This window comes from Ruegeria sp. CDSB013 (assembly GCF_059611165.1).
Window position 1 is genome coordinate 278,291 of the sequence record NZ_JBXWPA010000004.1, and the last position, 18,573, is coordinate 296,863.

At 54.2% G+C, this 18,573-nt stretch carries 13 protein-coding genes and 4 pseudogenes; 9 read left to right on the forward strand and 8 right to left on the reverse strand.

The window, feature by feature from the left end:
• The first annotated feature begins 318 nt into the window (after positions 1-318).
• Positions 319-2,346, forward strand: coding sequence for an oxidoreductase (locus AC2FJF_RS09595; RefSeq protein WP_496724991.1), 2,028 nt, complete (start codon positions 319-321; stop codon positions 2,344-2,346).
• 82 nt (positions 2,347-2,428) lie between these two features.
• On the opposite strand, the gene AC2FJF_RS09600 is transcribed toward AC2FJF_RS09595, so the two are convergent.
• Positions 2,429-2,563, reverse strand: coding sequence for a hypothetical protein (locus AC2FJF_RS09600; RefSeq protein WP_496724993.1), 135 nt, complete (start codon positions 2,561-2,563; stop codon positions 2,429-2,431).
• Between the two features lie 2 nt (positions 2,564-2,565).
• Positions 2,566-2,802 (reverse strand): ester cyclase, encoded by a 237-nt coding sequence (locus AC2FJF_RS09605; protein ID WP_496725218.1) that lies wholly within the window; start codon positions 2,800-2,802, stop codon positions 2,566-2,568.
• A gap of 351 nt (positions 2,803-3,153) precedes the next feature.
• Between AC2FJF_RS09605 and AC2FJF_RS09610 the strand changes: the two are divergent.
• Positions 3,154-3,267, forward strand: a pseudogene (locus AC2FJF_RS09610) (integrase); the annotation flags it as partial.
• A 553-nt stretch (positions 3,268-3,820) separates the two neighbouring features.
• Positions 3,821-4,456 (forward strand): glutathione S-transferase, encoded by a 636-nt coding sequence (locus tag AC2FJF_RS09615; RefSeq protein WP_496724995.1) that lies wholly within the window; start codon positions 3,821-3,823, stop codon positions 4,454-4,456.
• Positions 4,457-4,709: 253 nt separating this feature from the next.
• Here AC2FJF_RS09615 and AC2FJF_RS09620 read toward each other — a convergent pair.
• The 5 genes and pseudogenes from AC2FJF_RS09620 to AC2FJF_RS09640 form a co-directional block, all read right to left on the reverse strand.
• Positions 4,710-4,799: pseudogene (locus AC2FJF_RS09620) on the reverse strand (IS6 family transposase); the annotation flags it as partial.
• 99 nt (positions 4,800-4,898) lie between these two features.
• Complete coding sequence (locus AC2FJF_RS09625; protein WP_496724996.1) at positions 4,899-6,383, reverse strand: SpoVR family protein; 1,485 nt, start codon at positions 6,381-6,383, stop codon at positions 4,899-4,901.
• Positions 6,376-7,698, reverse strand: coding sequence for a YeaH/YhbH family protein (locus AC2FJF_RS09630; protein ID WP_496724998.1), 1,323 nt, complete (start codon positions 7,696-7,698; stop codon positions 6,376-6,378). Before AC2FJF_RS09630 ends, AC2FJF_RS09625 begins: the two co-directional genes overlap by 8 nt.
• Positions 7,699-7,713: 15 nt before the next feature.
• Positions 7,714-9,648, reverse strand: coding sequence for a PrkA family serine protein kinase (locus AC2FJF_RS09635; RefSeq protein WP_496725000.1), 1,935 nt, complete (start codon positions 9,646-9,648; stop codon positions 7,714-7,716).
• 767 nt (positions 9,649-10,415) lie between these two features.
• The gene (locus AC2FJF_RS09640) at positions 10,416-10,811 is read right to left on the reverse strand and encodes a RidA family protein (RefSeq protein ID WP_496725002.1); all 396 of its coding nucleotides are present in this window, start codon (positions 10,809-10,811) and stop codon (positions 10,416-10,418) included.
• An 88-nt stretch (positions 10,812-10,899) separates the two neighbouring features.
• Between AC2FJF_RS09640 and AC2FJF_RS09645 the strand changes: the two are divergent.
• The 3 genes and pseudogenes from AC2FJF_RS09645 to AC2FJF_RS09655 all read left to right on the forward strand — a co-directional run.
• Positions 10,900-11,139: pseudogene (locus AC2FJF_RS09645) on the forward strand (HTH domain-containing protein); the annotation flags it as partial.
• A gap of 357 nt (positions 11,140-11,496) precedes the next feature.
• Positions 11,497-12,127: pseudogene (locus AC2FJF_RS09650) on the forward strand (tyrosine-type recombinase/integrase).
• A 104-nt stretch (positions 12,128-12,231) separates the two neighbouring features.
• A complete protein-coding gene (locus AC2FJF_RS09655) occupies positions 12,232-14,766 on the forward strand; it encodes a cation:proton antiporter (RefSeq protein WP_496725004.1) in 2,535 nt (844 codons plus the stop codon).
• Between the two features lie 216 nt (positions 14,767-14,982).
• On the opposite strand, the gene AC2FJF_RS09660 is transcribed toward AC2FJF_RS09655, so the two are convergent.
• The gene (locus tag AC2FJF_RS09660; protein ID WP_496725006.1) at positions 14,983-16,722 is read right to left on the reverse strand and encodes an adenylate/guanylate cyclase domain-containing protein; all 1,740 of its coding nucleotides are present in this window, start codon (positions 16,720-16,722) and stop codon (positions 14,983-14,985) included.
• Positions 16,723-16,930: 208 nt separating this feature from the next.
• On the opposite strand from AC2FJF_RS09660, the gene AC2FJF_RS09665 reads away from it, so the two are divergent.
• The 3 genes from AC2FJF_RS09665 to AC2FJF_RS09675 all read left to right on the forward strand — a co-directional run bounded on the left by AC2FJF_RS09665 (position 16,931) and on the right by AC2FJF_RS09675 (position 18,427).
• A complete protein-coding gene (locus AC2FJF_RS09665) occupies positions 16,931-17,539 on the forward strand; it encodes a transposase (protein WP_496725220.1) in 609 nt (202 codons plus the stop codon).
• 358 nt (positions 17,540-17,897) lie between these two features.
• Positions 17,898-18,128: a type II toxin-antitoxin system CcdA family antitoxin gene (locus AC2FJF_RS09670; protein ID WP_496725008.1), complete on the forward strand. Its 231-nt coding sequence runs from the start codon at positions 17,898-17,900 to the stop codon at positions 18,126-18,128.
• Positions 18,128-18,427, forward strand: a complete 300-nt coding sequence (locus AC2FJF_RS09675; protein ID WP_496725010.1) for a CcdB family protein — start codon at positions 18,128-18,130, stop codon at positions 18,425-18,427. Before AC2FJF_RS09670 ends, AC2FJF_RS09675 begins: the two co-directional genes overlap by 1 nt.
• Positions 18,428-18,573 lie beyond the last annotated feature (146 nt).

Genomic DNA, 18,573 nt, shown 5'->3' on the forward strand with positions numbered 1-18,573 from the left:
CGTCCGACTCTGGGGGCGTAATTGTTCCGTTCGATACCTTCTTTCATTCGCGAACTCCTTTGGGTCGATCCGGCTAACCGACCTTGATGGATCGAGCGGCAACTGTCGGGCCTCCGTCTCTGCTCAACGAGTTTTCCACATATGAGTCTCGTCGCGGAGTCGTCTTTTCATACAACCATGTCGGAAGCTGCGAATTCTCACACGTTGTATCCCGAATAACATTCCCTCGAGAACGAAGCTCATCAGGCATGGAATTTGACCAGCGGACCCGACCCTGGACAGTTTTCAAACTGAAGATTTGGCCGAAGGGATACGAATGTGGCAAACCTACTTGATCCGTTTCAATTGAAACATCTGGCTTTGCGCAACCGTATCGTAAGCACTTCCCATGCACCGAATTTTGTCGAAGCTGGCCATCCCCGGGACCGTTACAGGTTGTATCACGAGGAAAAGGCAAAGGGCGGAGTCGCCCTGACCATGGTCGGCGGGTCGACCAATATCGCCCCTGATAGCCCATCGGTGTTTGGCCAGCTCTATGCCGGCGATGACAGCATAATACCTTGGTTCCGTAAGCTTACGGATGGCGTTCACGAACATGGTGCCGCGATCATGTGTCAGATCACCCATATGGGGCGCCGCACAGCATGGGATGATGGGCATTGGCTGCCGGTTTTGGCTCCATCCGGTATCCGCGAACGCGCTCACCGCGCCTTTCCCAAAGTGATGGAACAAGAGGATGTCGACCGCATTATTGGCGATTTTGCAGCTGCTGCGCGACGCTGTCAGCAAGGCGGGTTCGACGGAATTGAGCTTCTGTCCCACTCACACCTTCTGGGGCAATTCCTGTCCCCACTTACCAACAAGCGCGACGATGACTATGGCGGGCCGTTGGAGAACCGCATGCAACTAACCTTGCAGGTGCTTGACGCAGTACGTGCTGAAGTCGGCTCCGAGTTCATCCTGTCGATGCGTATCACCGGTGATGAACTAACCGAGGGAGGGCTGAACTCAGAAGATTGCGTTGCCGCCGCCCGGATGTTGGAAGGCTCCGGCCATGTCGATCTGCTCAACATCCTTGCCGGCGCACCTTACGATGATCTTGGCTTGGCCGAATGGGTGTGCCCCATGGGTTTGCCAGCGGCCCCGCATATCACAGTGGCCGGACGCATCCGTGATGCCGTCGATCTACCGATTCTGCACGCCGGAGGGATTGCTGATATTGCCACGGCTCGCCACGCTGTCTCTGGCGGCCATGTCGATCTGGTGGGCATGACCCGCGCACAGATGGCCGACCCCTATCTGGTGGAAAAACTCGCACGCGGGGAAGAAGAGCGCATCCGCCCCTGTGTCGGCTTGGGCTACTGTGTGGACCGGGTCAATCAGGGCAAACCTGCCGTGTGCGGACACAATGCTGCGACGGGGCGTGAGCAGACCTTGCCGCACATCATCACCCCCAGCGACACCCCTAAAAAAGTGGTTATCGTTGGTGGCGGGCCCGGAGGCCTGGAGGCCGCGCGGATTTGTGCCTTGCGTGGCCACGACGTGGCGCTGTTCGAGGCGTCGGATCGCCTGGGCGGGCAGTTGGTTCTGGCCGCCAAGGGTTTGACGCGCAGGCAGGTCTGGGGCGTTGCTGACTGGTTGATTTCTGAAGTGACGGTGCTTGGGGTCAATATCCGCCTGAACACTTTTGCCGAAGCCAATGACGTGCTGTCCGAAACTCCCGATTTGGTGATCATTGCGACAGGTGGCTGGCCTGAAACATTAGCCATCCCCGGCGGAGAACTGGCGATCTCCAGTTGGGAAGTTTTGTCCGGTGAGGCACGTGTCTCAGGTGAGGTGCTGTTATTTGACGAAGTCGGCGATCACCCTGCGGCCGTTACGGCTGACGCGTTGGCTGGTTCCGGTTGTAGCGTAAATCTTGTAACCCCGGACCGGACCCTTCTGCATGACCTCGGCCCAACGACCTCTGCCGTTGCATTGCGCGATCTGGCCGCTAACGGGGTTGCCTTCACCTGTCTGCAAGAGCTTACCTCTCTGACGCGCAAGGGCGACCGAGTTCGCGCCAGCCTGCGGCATGTGTTTACGCGGGATGTCACTGAACGTCTTGTCGATTACGTGGTCGTTGAACATGGACTTTCCCCGATGGCGGAACTCTATCACGAACTCAAACCAATCTCGCGCAACCTTGGGCAGGTGGAACACAAGGCACTCATTGACGGAACGTTTCCATTCGTTGACACCAATCGTAGCGGTCAATTCTATCTGGCGCGCATTGGCGACGCTGTTACAAGCAGAAATATGCACGCCGCAGTTCTCGATGCCTTGCGCATATGTGCTCCGGTCTGAAAGAAACCATGCTCCTCCGCCGATAAAAAATGGGAGCTGACTATAAGTTCTGGCGCAGCGAATGACCGGAAAGTATCCACTTTCATGGGTATCGAGTGGCCCATAACGAACCTTGGCCCTGCCGCTCCTGCGTCACGGTGTGCTCATCGAACAAAACATTCGATGCACGATGTTCCAACGCTTTGGTTTCCAGTTGGCGCAACAAAACTGCCGTCATATCTATGGATCGAGAAACGCTTCTTTCGGGTGGGCATTCAATTGTCTCTTGATTGAATCTATGTCACCCAGAGCCCAAAGGCTCCCGATTTTTTTGGTCCCTAAAGTAAAGAACGCTGCCCCGGACCACTCGATCCGCTGCTCTGTTCCGTTAACCCCGAAAAATTTGCCTTGGTGCGTGCCGACGAAGGACATTCGTGCAGCTGCGTTTTCTCCTGCATCGACAATTTTTTTTATGATATTGCATTAAAATCTGAGAGAGCCGCTCGAACTTCCTCCATGTATCGAATGAATTCATCCGACCCCGAGCGCTTAGTGCCGAGGCTCCGACGACAATCGAACTTTTGGGTGTAGGATTTCCCAGGCGCAGCCATTGTCCGCGATGTTCCATATATCGTGATAAAATCTCTTAATAGGATTGGACAGCGTCATGAGGTTTCCCCAACTTTGGTGATTTAATCCAAATACCACGCCGCGAAATCCAGCGCTAAGGGCTCACTACAGACCTTAGCATCTGACGCGCCTTTCATTGGTACATTCCAGCGCCAACGTTGGATTGGCGTTGAGGCGGATAGGAGTAACGCCAAAACAATTGCGAATTTACCTGCCATTCGAGCCTGCCGACCAGCGTGGAACAAGGGCCGCGTCACTGGTCAAAAACGCCCCTTGAAGCCTAAGCACGTCTGGGCAATCCGCGTTCGCCTTTCCCGGAAAGGAGTAGGGCCGATGAAAAAGAACCGTCTCTGATCTGAGGGCTAGGGGTCAGGCTGAAATTAAGAATATTTGGGAGGGAAACGCGCGGGCTGCGTGGGAGGAACCGGGATTTTCGCGATTTCTGCTTGAGCCGCATTGGAGTTAGAAATTTGAGTCGGACAATCGGTGCGGCTTTCACTTCGCGCTTTCCCCAGGATCGGATGCGAGAGATTTTCGACCCCTGACGCCCGGAAAAACAATCACCGCAGACCGCAAGGCGGTCTGCTATCGCAAAGACAAGGGTCGCGGTGCGCGCGCTGTGGCGCGTTGGCCCCCTGCCCTGTCAATTGATCAATGTGAGCCACGCGGATCTCAACACACCCTGGGCATGACGCCGTCAGCGGCTGGATGCGTTGACTTGTTGCCAAGCGAGAAAAATCAATGGATCACCGCAGTTTGTGTCACATGACATCCAAATCACAATTTGATTGCGGTTAAGCAGGAGTACCTGTTGGGAAACAATGGGAGGTTTGACCAAGCTGGTAGTTTGGAGATAAATCCTCATATGGCTCACCACCCTATCTTATGGACGTTCCGTCGTTGCCCATACGCGATAAGGGCTCGCCTCGCATTGGCGAGTTCACGAGTTACAGTCGAGCTGCGCGAAATTGTTCTACGGGACAAACCAGAGGCCTTCTTACAAACATCCCAATCCGGAACAGTGCCCACGCTTCGACTTCCAGACAAAGTTATAGATGAAAGTCTGGAAATCATGGTTTGGGCGCTCCAACAAAATGATCCACAGCGGCTTTTGGACATGCCTCAAGAAGGTTGGGATCTGATTAGGGTAAATGATGGTCCCTTTAAGGCCGCTTTAGATCACACGAAATACGCTACGCGGTATCCGGATTTAGATGCCAAAGAGGAACGCAGGAAAGCGGCAAGCTACTTGCTCAGTCTCGACGAGCGGTTAGTTGGGCAGGCTTGGCTTTTCGGAGATCGCCCCAGCCTAGCCGACCTGGCGCTTCTACCATTTGTGCGCCAGTTTGCGTTTATAGATCGGGCGTGGTTTGACGTGCAGGAGTGGCCGAATATAACAGCATGGCTGGATCAATTCCTGGATAGTGAAGTATTTTCGCTTGTGATGAGAAAATACGCAACTTGGTCAGAAGGCGACGCTCCGATTTGGTTCAACAGCTGAGCCGAACACGTTGTATCACGGCCCAGTGCTGACCTTGGGCACCAAGTTAAAATGATGCAGTCGCAGCCATTCGCTATGAACGCAAACCTGAGAAAAGTGTCAATGAAGAGACCTAAAACAAATTTCCCTTCTACTACATCTGTCTAAATAACCGGTCCTCACCTTTTGCTACCAATTACAAGTCGTCGCCTTTTAACGCTACGACTGTGCCTCAGCCATTCAGATGCTGAGTAGGCCCAGGCTCCAGACCAATCGCTGCGGCGTCGCGCCGTTCGGATAGCATGAAATCAAGGGTTTTCCGATCGCGATCATCCGCCCGATACAGATACATCCAGTAACCCTGACCGTGTCGGGGAACTGTGGGACAATCAAAACCAAAAGTTAGGGGCACAACCAAAGCACTCATGTCCATCCAAGCTCAGAGCTTGCAACACAATCGCTACTAGCTTTCGAACGCCGCGTCGAAACCCCAAATTTGCCGCAGATAACCCAAAGTCATTTCGCTGGTCTTTTTGTCCAGCGGCACACCATCACGCACAGAGTGATGCAGTCTGAGGTGGCGATCCCCCATTAAGTCCACATCAACGATCTGAATATCGGGATCGTATTCCGAAACATCGAAGCCGCGCGCCAGGGTGTCGCGCACTTGGTGATAACCGCGTTCGTCGTGAATCGCGTCGACTGTGTAGAAGGGCTTCCCCTCGTCATCAGTTAGCGAAAACATCCGGAACCGGCGCATGACATTGGGGCTGAGGAACTGCTGAACGAAACTCTCGTCGCGATAGTGGGCCCAGGCATCCTTTAATATTTCGCGCCACGCACGGCTGCCCGCTATGTCCGGAAACCATTCCCGATCCTCATCGGTCGGGTCGGTGCAGATGCGCTTGATATCCTGCATCATCGCGAAACCCAACGCATAAGGGTTGATCCCGATCGCGTTCGGGGCGTCAAAGTCGGGCTGGGACAGAACATTGGTATGGCTGTGCAATATTTCGAGCATCGCGCCATCCGTCAGCAATCCAGCGCGGTGCAACTCGTTGGTAATATAATAGTGGACGAAGCAGGCGCATCCTTCATTCATAACCTTGGTCTGACGTTGCGGGTAGAAATACTGTGCTATGTTGCGAACGATGCGTAGAATTTCGCGTTGCCAGGGCTTCAGAACCGGGCTGTGACGTTCGACGAAATAGAGCAGGTTTTCTTCCGGCAGCCCCATTTCGCGCTTGCGCTTTTCCGCTTCTTCATCGGTTTTCGAAGACTGTGTGGGATGATCGAAGGCGTCCCACAGGTAATGGACCGCCCGCTCTTCTTCGATTTGCCGCTCACGCTGCCGGGTTCTCTCCTCTGCGAGCGATAAGTGGGTTGGGCGCCTGTGCCGGAAAACGCTGGACGGCATAAGCGCATGGGCCGCGTCGAGTAAATGCTCGACCTCGCGTTCCCCGTGCTGTTCTTCGCATTGGGCGATAAATCCGCGCGCATAGTCGAGGTAGTCGAGTATACCTTGCGCATCGCTCCACTGGCGAAACAAGTGATTGTTCTTGAAGAAGTGATTGTGCCCGAAGGCCGCGTGGGCAATCACAAGGACCTGAAGCGCCATCGTGTTGTCTTCAAGGCAGTAGGAAATACATGGATCGGAATTGATCACGATTTCATAGGCAAGGCCATTTGCGCCTTTGCTATAAGCCTTTTCTTCGTGAACAAAACGCTTCCCAAAGGACCAATGCCGATACATGAGCGGCATCCCTGTCGACGAGTAGGCATCCAGCATTTGCTGATACGAGATGATTTCGATTTGGTTCGGATAGACGTCAAGTCCGAGGTCATCAATCGCCACACGCTCGATTGCATCATAGCTGCGCTGGATGGTCTCAAAATCCCAATCCGCGCCGTCAAACAGCGGCGCTCCAGTTTCGGCCCGATCAACCATTGGAAACTCCGTTCGTCTTGCGCGCAAACAGCTCGTGCAGAACCGGGTAGATGTCACTCGCTCGCGCGATCCGTTTCATGGCGAAGTTTGGCCAAGCCTCTGCAACTTGTCGGTACGAACGCCATAGTTCCATGCCGTTTTCTTCGCTGTTCATCAGATCTGCTTCGGTCTCGTCGACAATTTCCGTATAGGCAAAGTATTGGCAGCGCTTCATCAGATCGCTGGTCAACAGGTCGGCGCATAGTTGTGAATCTCCGCTGAAATTCTCACCATCTGATGCTTGCGCGGCATAAATATTCCATAACGAAGGCGGATAGCGGGCTTCGATTATCTTTTTCATTTCGGTGAGCGCGCTGCTCACGACCGTACCGCCAGTTTGGCGCGAGTGAAAAAAGGTGTCTTCATTAACTTCCGCTGCGACCTGGGTGTGGCGGATGAATACAAGTTCGATCTTATCGTAGCGTTGCTTAAGGAAAAGATGCAGCAGGACGAAGAACTGCTTGGCAAGGTTCTTCTCACGCTCCCCCATCGAGGCCGAAACATCCATCAGGCAGAACATCACCGCGTTTGCCGCCGGTTCGGGGCGCATCTCGAAATACTTGTAACGCACATCAAGCGGGTCAATATAGGGAACGATCCGGCGTCGCCGTAGCATCTTGTCGAGCTGCTCACGCAGCAGTTGCCTTTCCGCCTTTCGCGCTGCATCTGGCTTTTCCAGCGCCTCCAGTTCTTCAACCTGTTCTGTAAGAGCCTGAATCTCGGCGTTGGTCGGTCGTCGCATCGCAAGACGTCGGCCAAAAGCATTGCGCATCGTTCGGGAAACACTGAGGTTGGCGGGCGTCCCGGCGGCAGTATAGCCCATGCGATGCGGCTTCGAGACGGTGACCTCTTTGAGACTGCGTTTGACCATGTCAGGCAGTTCGAGATCCTCGAAGAACAGGGAAAGAAACTCGTCCCGCGACAGAACGAACATGAACTCGTCCTCGCCCTCCCCTTCGGGCGCCCCCTCACGTCGCCCCTGCCCGCCCTTGCCGGACGGAGGTTTCTTGAGACGGTCACCCGCCTTAAACTTCTTGTTTCCGGTCAGAACCCTTTGTTTGGAACCGCCTTTGTTGTCATGCTGAAAATGCGGTTCACCGATCCCTTCTGACGGTACCGAGATGTTTTCCTGCTGGCCGACATCCGCGATTTTCCGGCGCCGGACACTTTCTTCAACCGCCTCTTTGACGGCAGAGCGAACCCGGCGCAGAAATCGCCTGCGGTTCCCAAGATTCTTATCTTTGGGGTTTAGCCTTCGGTCGATGAAATGGGCCATTTGAGCATAGACTCCTCATCCTGCCTTGTTGACCCGCATGTACCATTCAACCAAGCGCCTGACCTGTCGGCGCGTATACCCGCGACCGATCATGCGATCGATGAACTCGTTATGCTTGGCTTCAGTTTCCTTATCCCTTTTGGCCCCAAAACTGATGACCGGCAGCAGATCCTGAATCTGACCAAACATGCGCTTTTCGATAACGCGTCTCAGCTTCTCATATTTGCGCCAGTCGGGGTTACGACCGCGATTGTTGGCCCGCGCGCGCAGCACGAATTTGACCACTTCGTTCCGGAAGTCCTTGGGGTTGGAAATTCCGGCCGGTTTTTCGATCTTTTCAAGTTCCTGTTCCAGAACACTACGATTGAGGATCTGGCCTGTATCCGGGTCCTTGAAGTCCTGATCTTCGATCCAGGCGTCAGCAAACGCGATGTATCTGTCGAAAAGGTTCTGACCAAAGTCAGAATAGGATTCCAAGTAGGCTTTTTGGATCTCATTGCCGATGAATTCCGCATAGCGCGACGACAGATCGTCCTTCATGAAAGACAGGTATCGGCTTTCAACCTCATCGGGGAATTGTTCGCGTTTCACCGCCTGTTCAAGAACATAGAGCAGATGAACCGGATCGGCGCCGACTTCTTCGGTGTCATGATTGAAGGTCTCGGACAGCACCTTGAACGCGAAGCGGGTGGATGTGCCCGTCATCCCCTCGTCCACCCCGGCCTCATCCCGATATTCTTGCACTGATCGTGCTTTGGGATCGGTATCCTTCAGTGTTTCACCGTCATAGACGCGGAGCTTGGAAAAAGCCGGTGAGTTTTCGTGTTCCTTCAATCGTGTCAGAACACTGAACTGGCTCAGGATTGACAGCGTTTCCGGTGCACAGGGGGATTCGCCCAGACTGCTTTCCTCAAGCAGCTTCTCGTAAATCCTGGTTTCATCCGAGGCACGTAAGCAGTAGGGGACTTTGACCAGGCTGATCCGGTCCAGGAAGGCCTCGTTGTTCTTATTGTTTTTGAACTGCTGCCATTCCGCTTCGTTCGAATGTGCAACAATAACACCTTGGAAAGGGAAGGCACCGATGTTCTCTGTCCCCGCATACGACCCCTCCTGCGTGGCGGTCAGCAAGGGATGCAATACCTTGATCGGCGCCTTGAACATCTCCACGAATTCCATCAGCCCCTGCGTGGTGCGGTTCAGGGCACCGGAATAGGAATATGCGTCTGGATCGTTCTGGCTGAATTCTTCGAGCTTGCGTATATCGAGCTTCCCAACAAGCGAAGAAATGTCCTGGTTGTTTTCGTCACCCGGTTCAGTCTTCGCCACGCAAATCTGGCGCAGTTTGGACGGATAAAGTTTGACAACCGAAAATTTGGAAATATCGCCGTCGAATTCCTGTAAACGCTTGATGGCCCAAGGCGAAATCAACCCGTTCAAAAGCCGTTTGGGAATGTTGTATTTGTTCTCCAGCAGATCCCCCATTCGCTCGCGGTCAAAAAGACCAAGCGGCGATTCAAAGATTGGGCTGATCTCGTCACCTGCCCGCAGCACATAGATCGGCTGCCGCTCCATCAGGTTTTTGAGAATTTCGGCAAGCGTTGACTTGCCCCCGCCGACCGGCCCCAGCAGATAGAGGATTTGCTTGCGTTCCTCGAGACCCTGGCTGGCATGGCGGAAAAAGCCAACGATGCGTTCGATGGTTTCCTCGACGCCATATATGTCCTGGAAGGGTTTGTATCGCTTGATTGTCCGGTTAAGAAATATGCGACTGAGCCGAGCCTCTTGACTGGTATCGATAAGCTCTGGCTCGCCAATCGCGGCGACCATCCGTTCGGCGGCGGTAGCCCGCATCGTAGGGTCTTCTCGACATTCCAGCAAATAGTCCTGCAATGTCATTTCGATGAGCTTTGTCCGCCCATACCCTTCTGCAAACTGCTCGAAAATCTCCATTTTTAAAGTTCCTCTAGGTTTCGTACTCCTTCGTCCCAGCGCGCTAAGTTCATCCTAGTCTACCACAAATATGATCCGTAATTGTCTAATTTCTAATCACAATTTGTTTCCCGGCCGACGTTCTGTTGAAATTTTTTCTGATTAAAGCCTGCGAAACCCGTTGCCGCGCTGCTATTTGCAGTCGTAGCCTTTGTCTTTAGAACGCCGAATGACCGGTTGAGCATTGGCATCCGAAGGCGAGTGAAGTCTATCGTATCCTCAGCAAATTGGTTCGCACCCTCAAAACAAGCTTCTCAACTGGAGCCCGTTCGCAGGGCTTAGTTGCAAACTTTTCACGATTGACGCTCACTTCTCTTTCGGCTGGTTGGTTGCCAATCCGGCCACAGAAACAAGTTTTTTTCAATCGGCTTTGCATGCTACACTGCGCCGCCAAAACCGAACGAACCTCCAAAGACCCATGCCTTGAGGCGTCCCAAGTTTGGCCGACAGTGCACGAAATCGCGCCATAAGCGCATCCATCGGGGCAGGGTCATCAAAACACATAAACTCAGGAACCAATCATTGCGGCAGGCTGTGCAATCCACGGTGAAATTGCGAAGCCCGCTTTCTGCGCAATGCCGGCAACGGATCAGCGAGCAGCGCAAATGCCATAGAGCGCCCGTCAAACCAGACTTTCTCCGTAAGCGCAAAATCTGGAGGTGGTCGACTAACAGTCTGCTGACAAGGCGGCCGCTTGAGAGATGACAACAAGGAGCGCCTGATCTCACCTATGCCGCTGCGGTTGCTTCAATCTCAAACAGCAATCCGGGGATAGCGAGGCGTGTGACACCCAGCAAAGTCATGGGCGGGGCGACCCGATGCGGGCCAAAGCGCGTCCCCAGCAGATCGAAATTCTTCAATGCCTCATCCACATCAGTAGCAAAGACGCCCAACTTGATGACATTGCTCAGATCCATGCCGGCGCCTTTGATTACGGCTTCCAGATTGTCCAGGGCCAAGGCGATCTGCGCGCGCATATCGTTAGGGTGCTGGGGCGCGCCGTTCTCGTCAACAGCTGTCTGCCCGGCGCAAATGACCTGATGTGTCATGCCCTTGGTCACCTCGGCCTGATTGTAGCCCAGCTTGAGCGACCACTCCCAGGGGTTCACGGCTGTCCGCTCCATGTCGCATTCTCCTTTTTGTTGCGTTGCTGGACCAGGTGTAGATCAAAACGGTGACAAAACTTGTCACCATTTGTGTTATCCTGTCAGAATGAATGTTCGACTCAGACATGAAGCGATTGTGCGGACCCTCCGCCGAACCGGTACATCCACTATTGACGCCCTTGCTGATGAGGTGGGCGCGTCCCGCCGCACCGTGCTGCGCGATATCAGCGCGCTTCGGGATGAAGGCTATGTGATCCATTCCGATGTGGGGCGCGGTGGCGGCTTGCAGCTTGATCCGCAATCCATGCAGACAACAGCCAAGCTATCGGTGCCAGAGGTCTTTGCAAGCTGTTGTCACGTTAACCTCCTGTCCACCAAAGAATGCTGAAGATCAGATTTCAAGCTGCTCGAGTAAAGGACAATTCCGACAAATGTTACATTGGATGGCAGGAGAAGAATGATGGTTTCGGTGGGTCCGCGGCGCAGATTGCGCTGATACACCGAATCGTGGCGGAAGTACGCAATTGGCTGAGGGCGTTTTAGTCAAACCGGAGCAACCGTAGTCGCTCAGTTGTCACGGCCCAAAGAATACGCGGGCGGCGCCAAAACCACCGCTCGTCGATTGCGCAGCATCCTGTGTTATTGGATCGCGTCAATGTCGGGTTGTCGTTGTGGGTGGGCATGGCGGATCGGAGGATCAGTCATGGAAACACCAAACTTACCTGCCATTCGCGCACTTCGCCCAGTCTGGAACAAAGGACGTATCGTGGGTCAAAAGCGCCCACTGAAACCAAAGCATCCCTGTTCGCCTTGAGCTTGCTTACAACCATCGCGATCTTGCACTCTGCAACATGGCCATCGACAGCAAACTTCGCAGCTGTGATCTGGAGAAGATGAAGGGGGTCGATGTCATGTCATCGGGGCAGATCAAGGAACGCGCTTCCCTACTGCAAAGCAAGACACAGAGACCTGTGCGCTTCGAGATATCCGAGGGCACCTGTGCCTCTGTTCAGAAATGGATGAAAGATGAACTCATGATCCGTTCGGAATATCTTTGGCCTGGCAGAATCCACATCTCAACGCGTCAAAATGCGCGGATTGTTTGAGACTGGGTCTCATCGATCGGCGTTGAAGCAAGCACATACGGAATCCATTCAATGAGGCGCACAAAAGTCACCCAAATCTACAAGAAAACCGGCAAACTTAGATCGGTCCAGCTCTTGCTAGGCCCCGCCAAGATGGACGGTAAGGTCCGGTACCTCGGCGTCCAACTCGCGGGTACCTTGGCTATTGCCGAAGCCATTGAGACTAGTGCCAATAGGTTGCATTCGTAGGCGGCCCAGACTGGACGAGCGAAGGTGCGCATATTGATTCCACGTGTTTGATCCGGCTTTAAGAGTGGATTCCACTTACTCGAGTTCTCAGGTAATACGAAACTATGGATATCGTCGTCGTTACGACCATCATCACTTCTCTTTTTGTTGTCATCGGCGTGGCGGAACCGCTGGCCGCGCGAATGCGCCTGCCTTACAGCGTTATCCTCGCCGTCCTGGGGATAGTGATCGGGCTTGGCGCGACGTTCTTTCTCGACACAGACCTGACGGATGCATTGAACCCGGGGGCGCAGGCGATCATAGATCTGCCGATCCGGTCAGACGTCTTCCTCTATGTTTTCCTGCCCACGCTGCTCTTTCAGGCGACACTCGGCATGAACCTGCGCAGGATGCTGGATGACTGGATGCCCATCCTGATGATGGCCGTTGTGGCAGTGATTGTCGCGACCCTCTCAATTGGCTATGCGCTGAGTTGGGCAAGTGCGCTGCCGCTGGCCGCCTGCCTGTTGATCGGCGCCATTGTGTCAACAACGGATCCCTCGGCAGTTGTCAGTATATTCCGGTCGATTTCGGCACCGCGCAGGCTGTCACGAATAATCGAGGGCGAAAGCCTTCTTAACGATGCTGCTGCTGTGGCTCTGTTCGGGTTATTCATGAGCTTTGTCATGCTCGGAAGACCCAATCCATTGCTAAGTGAAGCCGTGGGGCAGTTTCCGCTGTTGATCGCAGGCGGAGCACTCACTGGTTGGCTCATGGCGCGCATGGCGGTTTGGACGATGGCTTTTGTCGACCGCTGGGAAATGGCGCAGATTTCCATTTCCATCGCGCTGCCATACCTTGCCTATATCGTTGCAGAACAAAGCGTTGGGGCTTCGGGTGTCATTGCGGTGGTGGCTGCGGGGCTTACGCTCAACCTCACAGGCCCTGGTCGTTTGTCACCGGTCGCCTGGACAAATCTGCAAGAGGTTTGGGACCTTCTGGCACACTGGGCCGGCGCGCTGATTTTTATTCTTGCCGCATTGCTGATACCGCGATTGCTGGAAGAGGTGCGGCCGTCTGATTTTGGCTTGCTGGTTGTGGTGGTTTTGGCCGCCATGTTCGCGCGGGCGGCAATTCTGTTCGGGTTGTTACCATTGCTGACAGCAATTGGACTATCGCCCGCTGTTGAACGCCCCTATCGCACCGCAATACTGTGGGGTGGGCTGCGTGGTGCCGTGACGCTGGCTCTGGCGCTGGCCGTCACCGAAAGCACACATATCCCGCTTGAGACGAAGCGCCTGGTCGGCATTCTGGCCACTGGCTTTACGCTGTTTACACTGATTGTTCAGGGTACAACTTTGCGCATGGTGATCACAAAATTGGGGCTCGACAGGCTTTCTCCGCTTGATACTGCCCTGTCGCGTCAGGTGGTCGCGGTCGCCTTGCAATCGGTTCGCGAGGACGTGTCCCGCACCGCAGAAAACTATAACCTGACCCACGATATCGTCAGAAACGAAGCCAAGCAGTTTAGCGAACGCCTGGACGAGGCGGTAAAGGCCGCCGAGGACAGCGCGCAGATCCTTGATCGTGACCGGGTCACACTTGGCCTAATCGCGCTGGCCGGTGCAGAGCGGGACTCTGTTCTGGCCCGGATGCGGGAACGCACCATGTCATCGGTTCTAAGTGAGAAGATTCTGTCCGACGCCGATCGGCTCATTGAAGGCGCACGGACTGGCGGGCGGATCGGCTATCAGCGCGCATCAAATCGGTCGGTCGTTTACGGCAGATCTTTTCGGATCGCCGTGTTTCTGCACAATCGGCTTCGAATTTCGTTCCCACTCACGCGTATCACAACGGACAGGTTCGAAAGATTGCTCATGCAACGTCTGATCTTGCAGGACCTAGATGGGTTCGTCCGCGGCCGAATCCGCCGGATCCATGGCCGCCGGGTTGCGGAATTGCTGGATGAAGTGTTGGCGCGTCGATCCGAGGCGGTTAAGACGGCGCTTGAAGGCCTGCGACTGCAATTTCCCGGTTATGCCGAAAAGTTAGAGCGACGATTCATCCAGCGAACCGCGTTGCGCCTTGAAGAACGTGAATATGCGGTCATGCGCGAAGACGGCCTTGTGGGCGAAGAACTTTATTCTGTGTTGATGCAGGAAGTGGCGACACGACGTACGTTATCTGAAGGACGTCCGAAATTGGACATCACTCTTAAAGGACGGGATCTGGTCCGGCAGTTCCCGCTATTTTCCGATCTCGACAAGTCTTCGCTTAGGAAACTCAGCCGGGCGCTGCGGACCCGATATGCCAACGCGGGTGATACCATCATTTCCAAAGACGAATTCGCCCAGAGTGTATTCTTCATTGCTTCCGGGGCGGTCGAAGTGGAACTCGGCCGGCACACCTCGCGGCTGGGTCGTGGTGAAATGTTCGGGCAATTGGCCATGTTATTGAAACGGCCGCGTCGCGTAAACGTGCGGGCATTGGCACCGTCGACGCTGCTTATGCTCGACGAGGCAAGTTTCCGACGCTTGCTGCGGCGAAGCAAGGCCATGCGAAACTCTGTCAAGATGAGCGCTGACAAGCGCATGATCGACCCCGCGGTGTTGGATCTGGATGAGGCCGAGGTATCCCCTGAAAAAGGGACCAAATCTTGAGAGGCTCTCAATTGGAAAGGAGCCGCGAAATCAAAAGTACTGGTTCACGGGCACCAGTCGGGTCCTGTTTTGTTGAACGCCTACTCCAGTCAGAGGTTTGTTCCCTCGAAAAACCCGTCACTACCCTCAACATCTTGTACAATCCGCGGCAGGTCGCAGCCCGGAGCGGAAATTGGCAACGGCCAATCACCGAAGACATAGAAAAATGGGCGTCGCCTACCCTGCCAAACCAGCTTGGCGCAGACCAGAGGCAATGTGTTCCCAATCCGACAAATTGCGCCACATCGGTTGAAAGCCACCGGCCAGAGCAATCAACGTGTTTTCCGGAACTGCCATCCCGCGGCTTGAAAACTCCTGATGGCGGTGTCGAACAAAGGCTTGCAACGAGGACTCCGCCTCTTTTTGTCGGCCCGAGTGCGCGTAGGCTGCCACTAAAAACGCAGCGGCCAAAGAGTTTAGCCGTGCTTCGCCAATCAGCTTGCTGACAGCGTCATCATATCGACCCAAAAAGAAATAAACCTGTCCGATAATCCAATCGAGAGAAGGCGGGTGCAGGGGGTCAAGTCGCATGGCCTCGACAACTATTTCATGGGCCTTTTCATGCTGCCCCAACAACAGAAAACCATATCCGCACCAGGCCATCGATTCCGCTTCATTTTCAATCAATGACAGTGTTTTTTGAAACTGCGTATCGGCCTGATCCCAGAGGCCCGCGCATAGGTACGCATATCCAAGTTGGTCTTGAATATAGACGTCCTTGTTGTCCAAAGCCGCCCCCTGACGCGCGATTTCCAATGCCTGGGAGGGCGCATCCGCGTCTGCAAGACCGAGCCAAAGGTCAACGACATAGGTATCGGCCAGATACATATAGATTCGCGCATAATTGGGATCGATGGCCAACGCTTTTTCAAAATATCCCTTGGCCGTGGCGTTGTCGGCGGCGTTCAACCCGTCTCGGAGTGCTTTCCCTCGCAGCAAGAGTTCGTATGCCTTCATCTTGTCTGTAGGCTTGTTCAAGACATTGTTGGCCACGTCGCTTTGAACCCGACCTGGAAGAACCGCGACGACGCTTTGGGTCACCTCATCCTGAACCGCAAAGATGTCTTCCAGTTCGCGGTCATAACGCTCGGCCCAGATATGTTTGCCGGAGTCAGCCGCGATCAGCTGAGCCGAAATACGCACTCTGTTTCCGACTTTTCGAACACTGCCTTCGACAAGGTATTGTACCCCCAACTTTGCCGCGATTTCACCAATCTCCAGATCTGAGTCCCGAAACCGAAACGACGAATTGCGCGCGACCACAAACAAGGTCCGAAAGCGGGAAAGTCCGGTAATGATGTCTTCGGAAATGCCGTCGCTGAAAAACTGCTGCTCAGCATTGCCGCTTACGTTTGAAAACGGCAAAACCGCGACTGAGGGCTTATCCCGTCCAGTTTGATTTGACTCGTATTTCTCAGAACCTTCATGTGCCAAATGGTATATTTGGACAGGCTTTGTTATGTTTTTGAGATGCTGGGCACCGCCATCTTCAAAGGTCTCTTCAATCAGGTTTCCCAGGCTTTCATAAACTATAGAAGAGATGCAAACACCGCCCACTTTTGCTGCGGCTTCCAGGCGCGACGCCAGATTGACACCGTGCCCATAGACATCGCCCTCATCAACAATCACGTCGCCCAGATGCACTCCGATGCGCAGTTTTATCGCTGAGTTTTGAACCGTCAGTTCTTTCTGGATCTCGATGGCACACCTAACAGCATCCACGACTGAGGGAAACTCAACCAATGTGCCATCCCCAATCAACTTGATCACCCGGCCTTTGTATTGGCTGACTTTGGGATCAAAAACACATTCGCGATGGGTCTTGAGGTGCATCAAAGTGGCATCTTCGTCTTCGATCATCATCGAAGAGTATGCAACAACGTCAGCGGCGAGTATGGCGGCGAGTCTGCGTTCCAAAAATGACACCTTTGGTTGGGAGGTCATATTCAACTTTGGAAAAGATCATAACAACACCTTTCTGGGAACATCGCGCAAATACAGATTGCCGAGGTTTTTAGCGGGTGGAGTGGGTGGCTCCTGCTCCACCGGCGTCGCGATGCGCCATACTGCAGTTGCTACCGACTGCTAGAAAAGGAGCCACCCAAAGACAGTTAAAACAGTTGGACTGGATCTGGCCAAGGACGTGTTCCAGGTTCATGGAATTTCGGCCGCTGGCCGCAAGATATTTAACAAGCAGATCAGGCGCCCGAAGCTGCTTGCGTTTTTCGAGACACTTCCGCGCTGTGTTGTCGGCATGGAAGCCTGCGGCTCCGTCCACTATTGGGGCCGTGAACTCAGCAGGCTGGGCCATGACGTCCGCCTGATGCCAGCAGCCTATGTAAAACCCTATGTAAAGCGCGGCAAGACCGACGCCGCTGATGCCGATGCCCGGCGCCTGATGCGCATGCCGGGCGTCGGCCCTATTATCGCCTCCACCATCGTGGCGATCATCGGAAGTGCTAAGCAATTCAGGACCGGCCGCGACCTTGCAGCCTGGCTGGGGCTGACCCCGCTCAACAAATCCAGCGGCGGAAAGGAAAAGTTAGGCAAGATCACTAAGAAAGGCGACCGATACATCCGAAAACTCCTGATCACCGGCATGACGTCACGGGCGCTGATGGGCAGGAAGCATCCGGAGCGCCTGGATAATCTGGGTGATGCTGACAAAACAACAGGAATACCGGCAGCCGACCGCCTGACAAGGCCGACCAGCCCAGAGATGCAAGGCATTTGATGTGATGATGCGGACCTAAGTCAACCAAAGGCCAGGACACTTCGACCAACGTCGCGACCCAAACTGAGGTCATTTAGTGGCACTTTTTCCCTTGTATTGCCCAATGGCTTGCAGGCGCGGCGAATGTCGGCAAAGTCCGCGTGTCGGGAATTGAAGAGCCTCGTTGTGAGCGGCCTATTGGGTCGTTTCTCGCCGCTGCATGTTGCAATACTACCGTTTCATTGTGTTAGCTGGTTAATGGCATCGCTGATGGAACTTGTCAGTCGGTTCAATTCTGCGAAACATGCATTACAAGCATGCGCATATTTGACGCGCATATTTCATAGCGATACAGTGCGTGCATAGGGAGAGCAATACAATGAACGCTCAAACGCGAAAGCCCACGAATCTGTCGCTCGATAGCGCGTTGCTGTCAGAGGCCAAAGCGCTGAAGGTAAATCTGTCCCGCGCGGCCGAGGAGGGCGTGCGCGCCGCAGTCATCGCAGCAAAGTCTGAGCGTTGGAAAGCCGAAAATGCTGCAGCACTCAGAAGTTCTAATTCATATGTTGAGCGGCATGGTCTTCCGCTGGAACGTTACAGGCAGTTCTGATGCCAAAACACGACGTCTACCCTAATCCATCCGGCGATGGCTACCTTCTGGATGTCCAGACCGACCTCCTAAGCGATCTGAATACGCGTGTTGTTGTGCCGCTGCTACCGAAGTCAAACGCACCAAAGCCAGCGGCACGTCTCAATCCGGTTTTTGACATTGATGGTGGGTCAGTCGTTATGGTCACACAATTCATGGCCGCAGTACCGGTTGGAATCCTCAAGTCCCAAGTATGCGACTTGAGTGACGAGTTCGATCAGATCACTGTCGCGGTCGATATGCTGATGCAGGGATTCTAGCACGGTGTGACCTCAATGTTGGTCAAGTTCTCTGATCGTCACCGTTCAATTTCGAGGATGGCTGCAGCGAGCTGCACCAGTTTCAAATGCCTCATACTCGCGAAAGGACGGGGCCGCATTTGCGGTTTTTAGGAATTTAGCCTCGG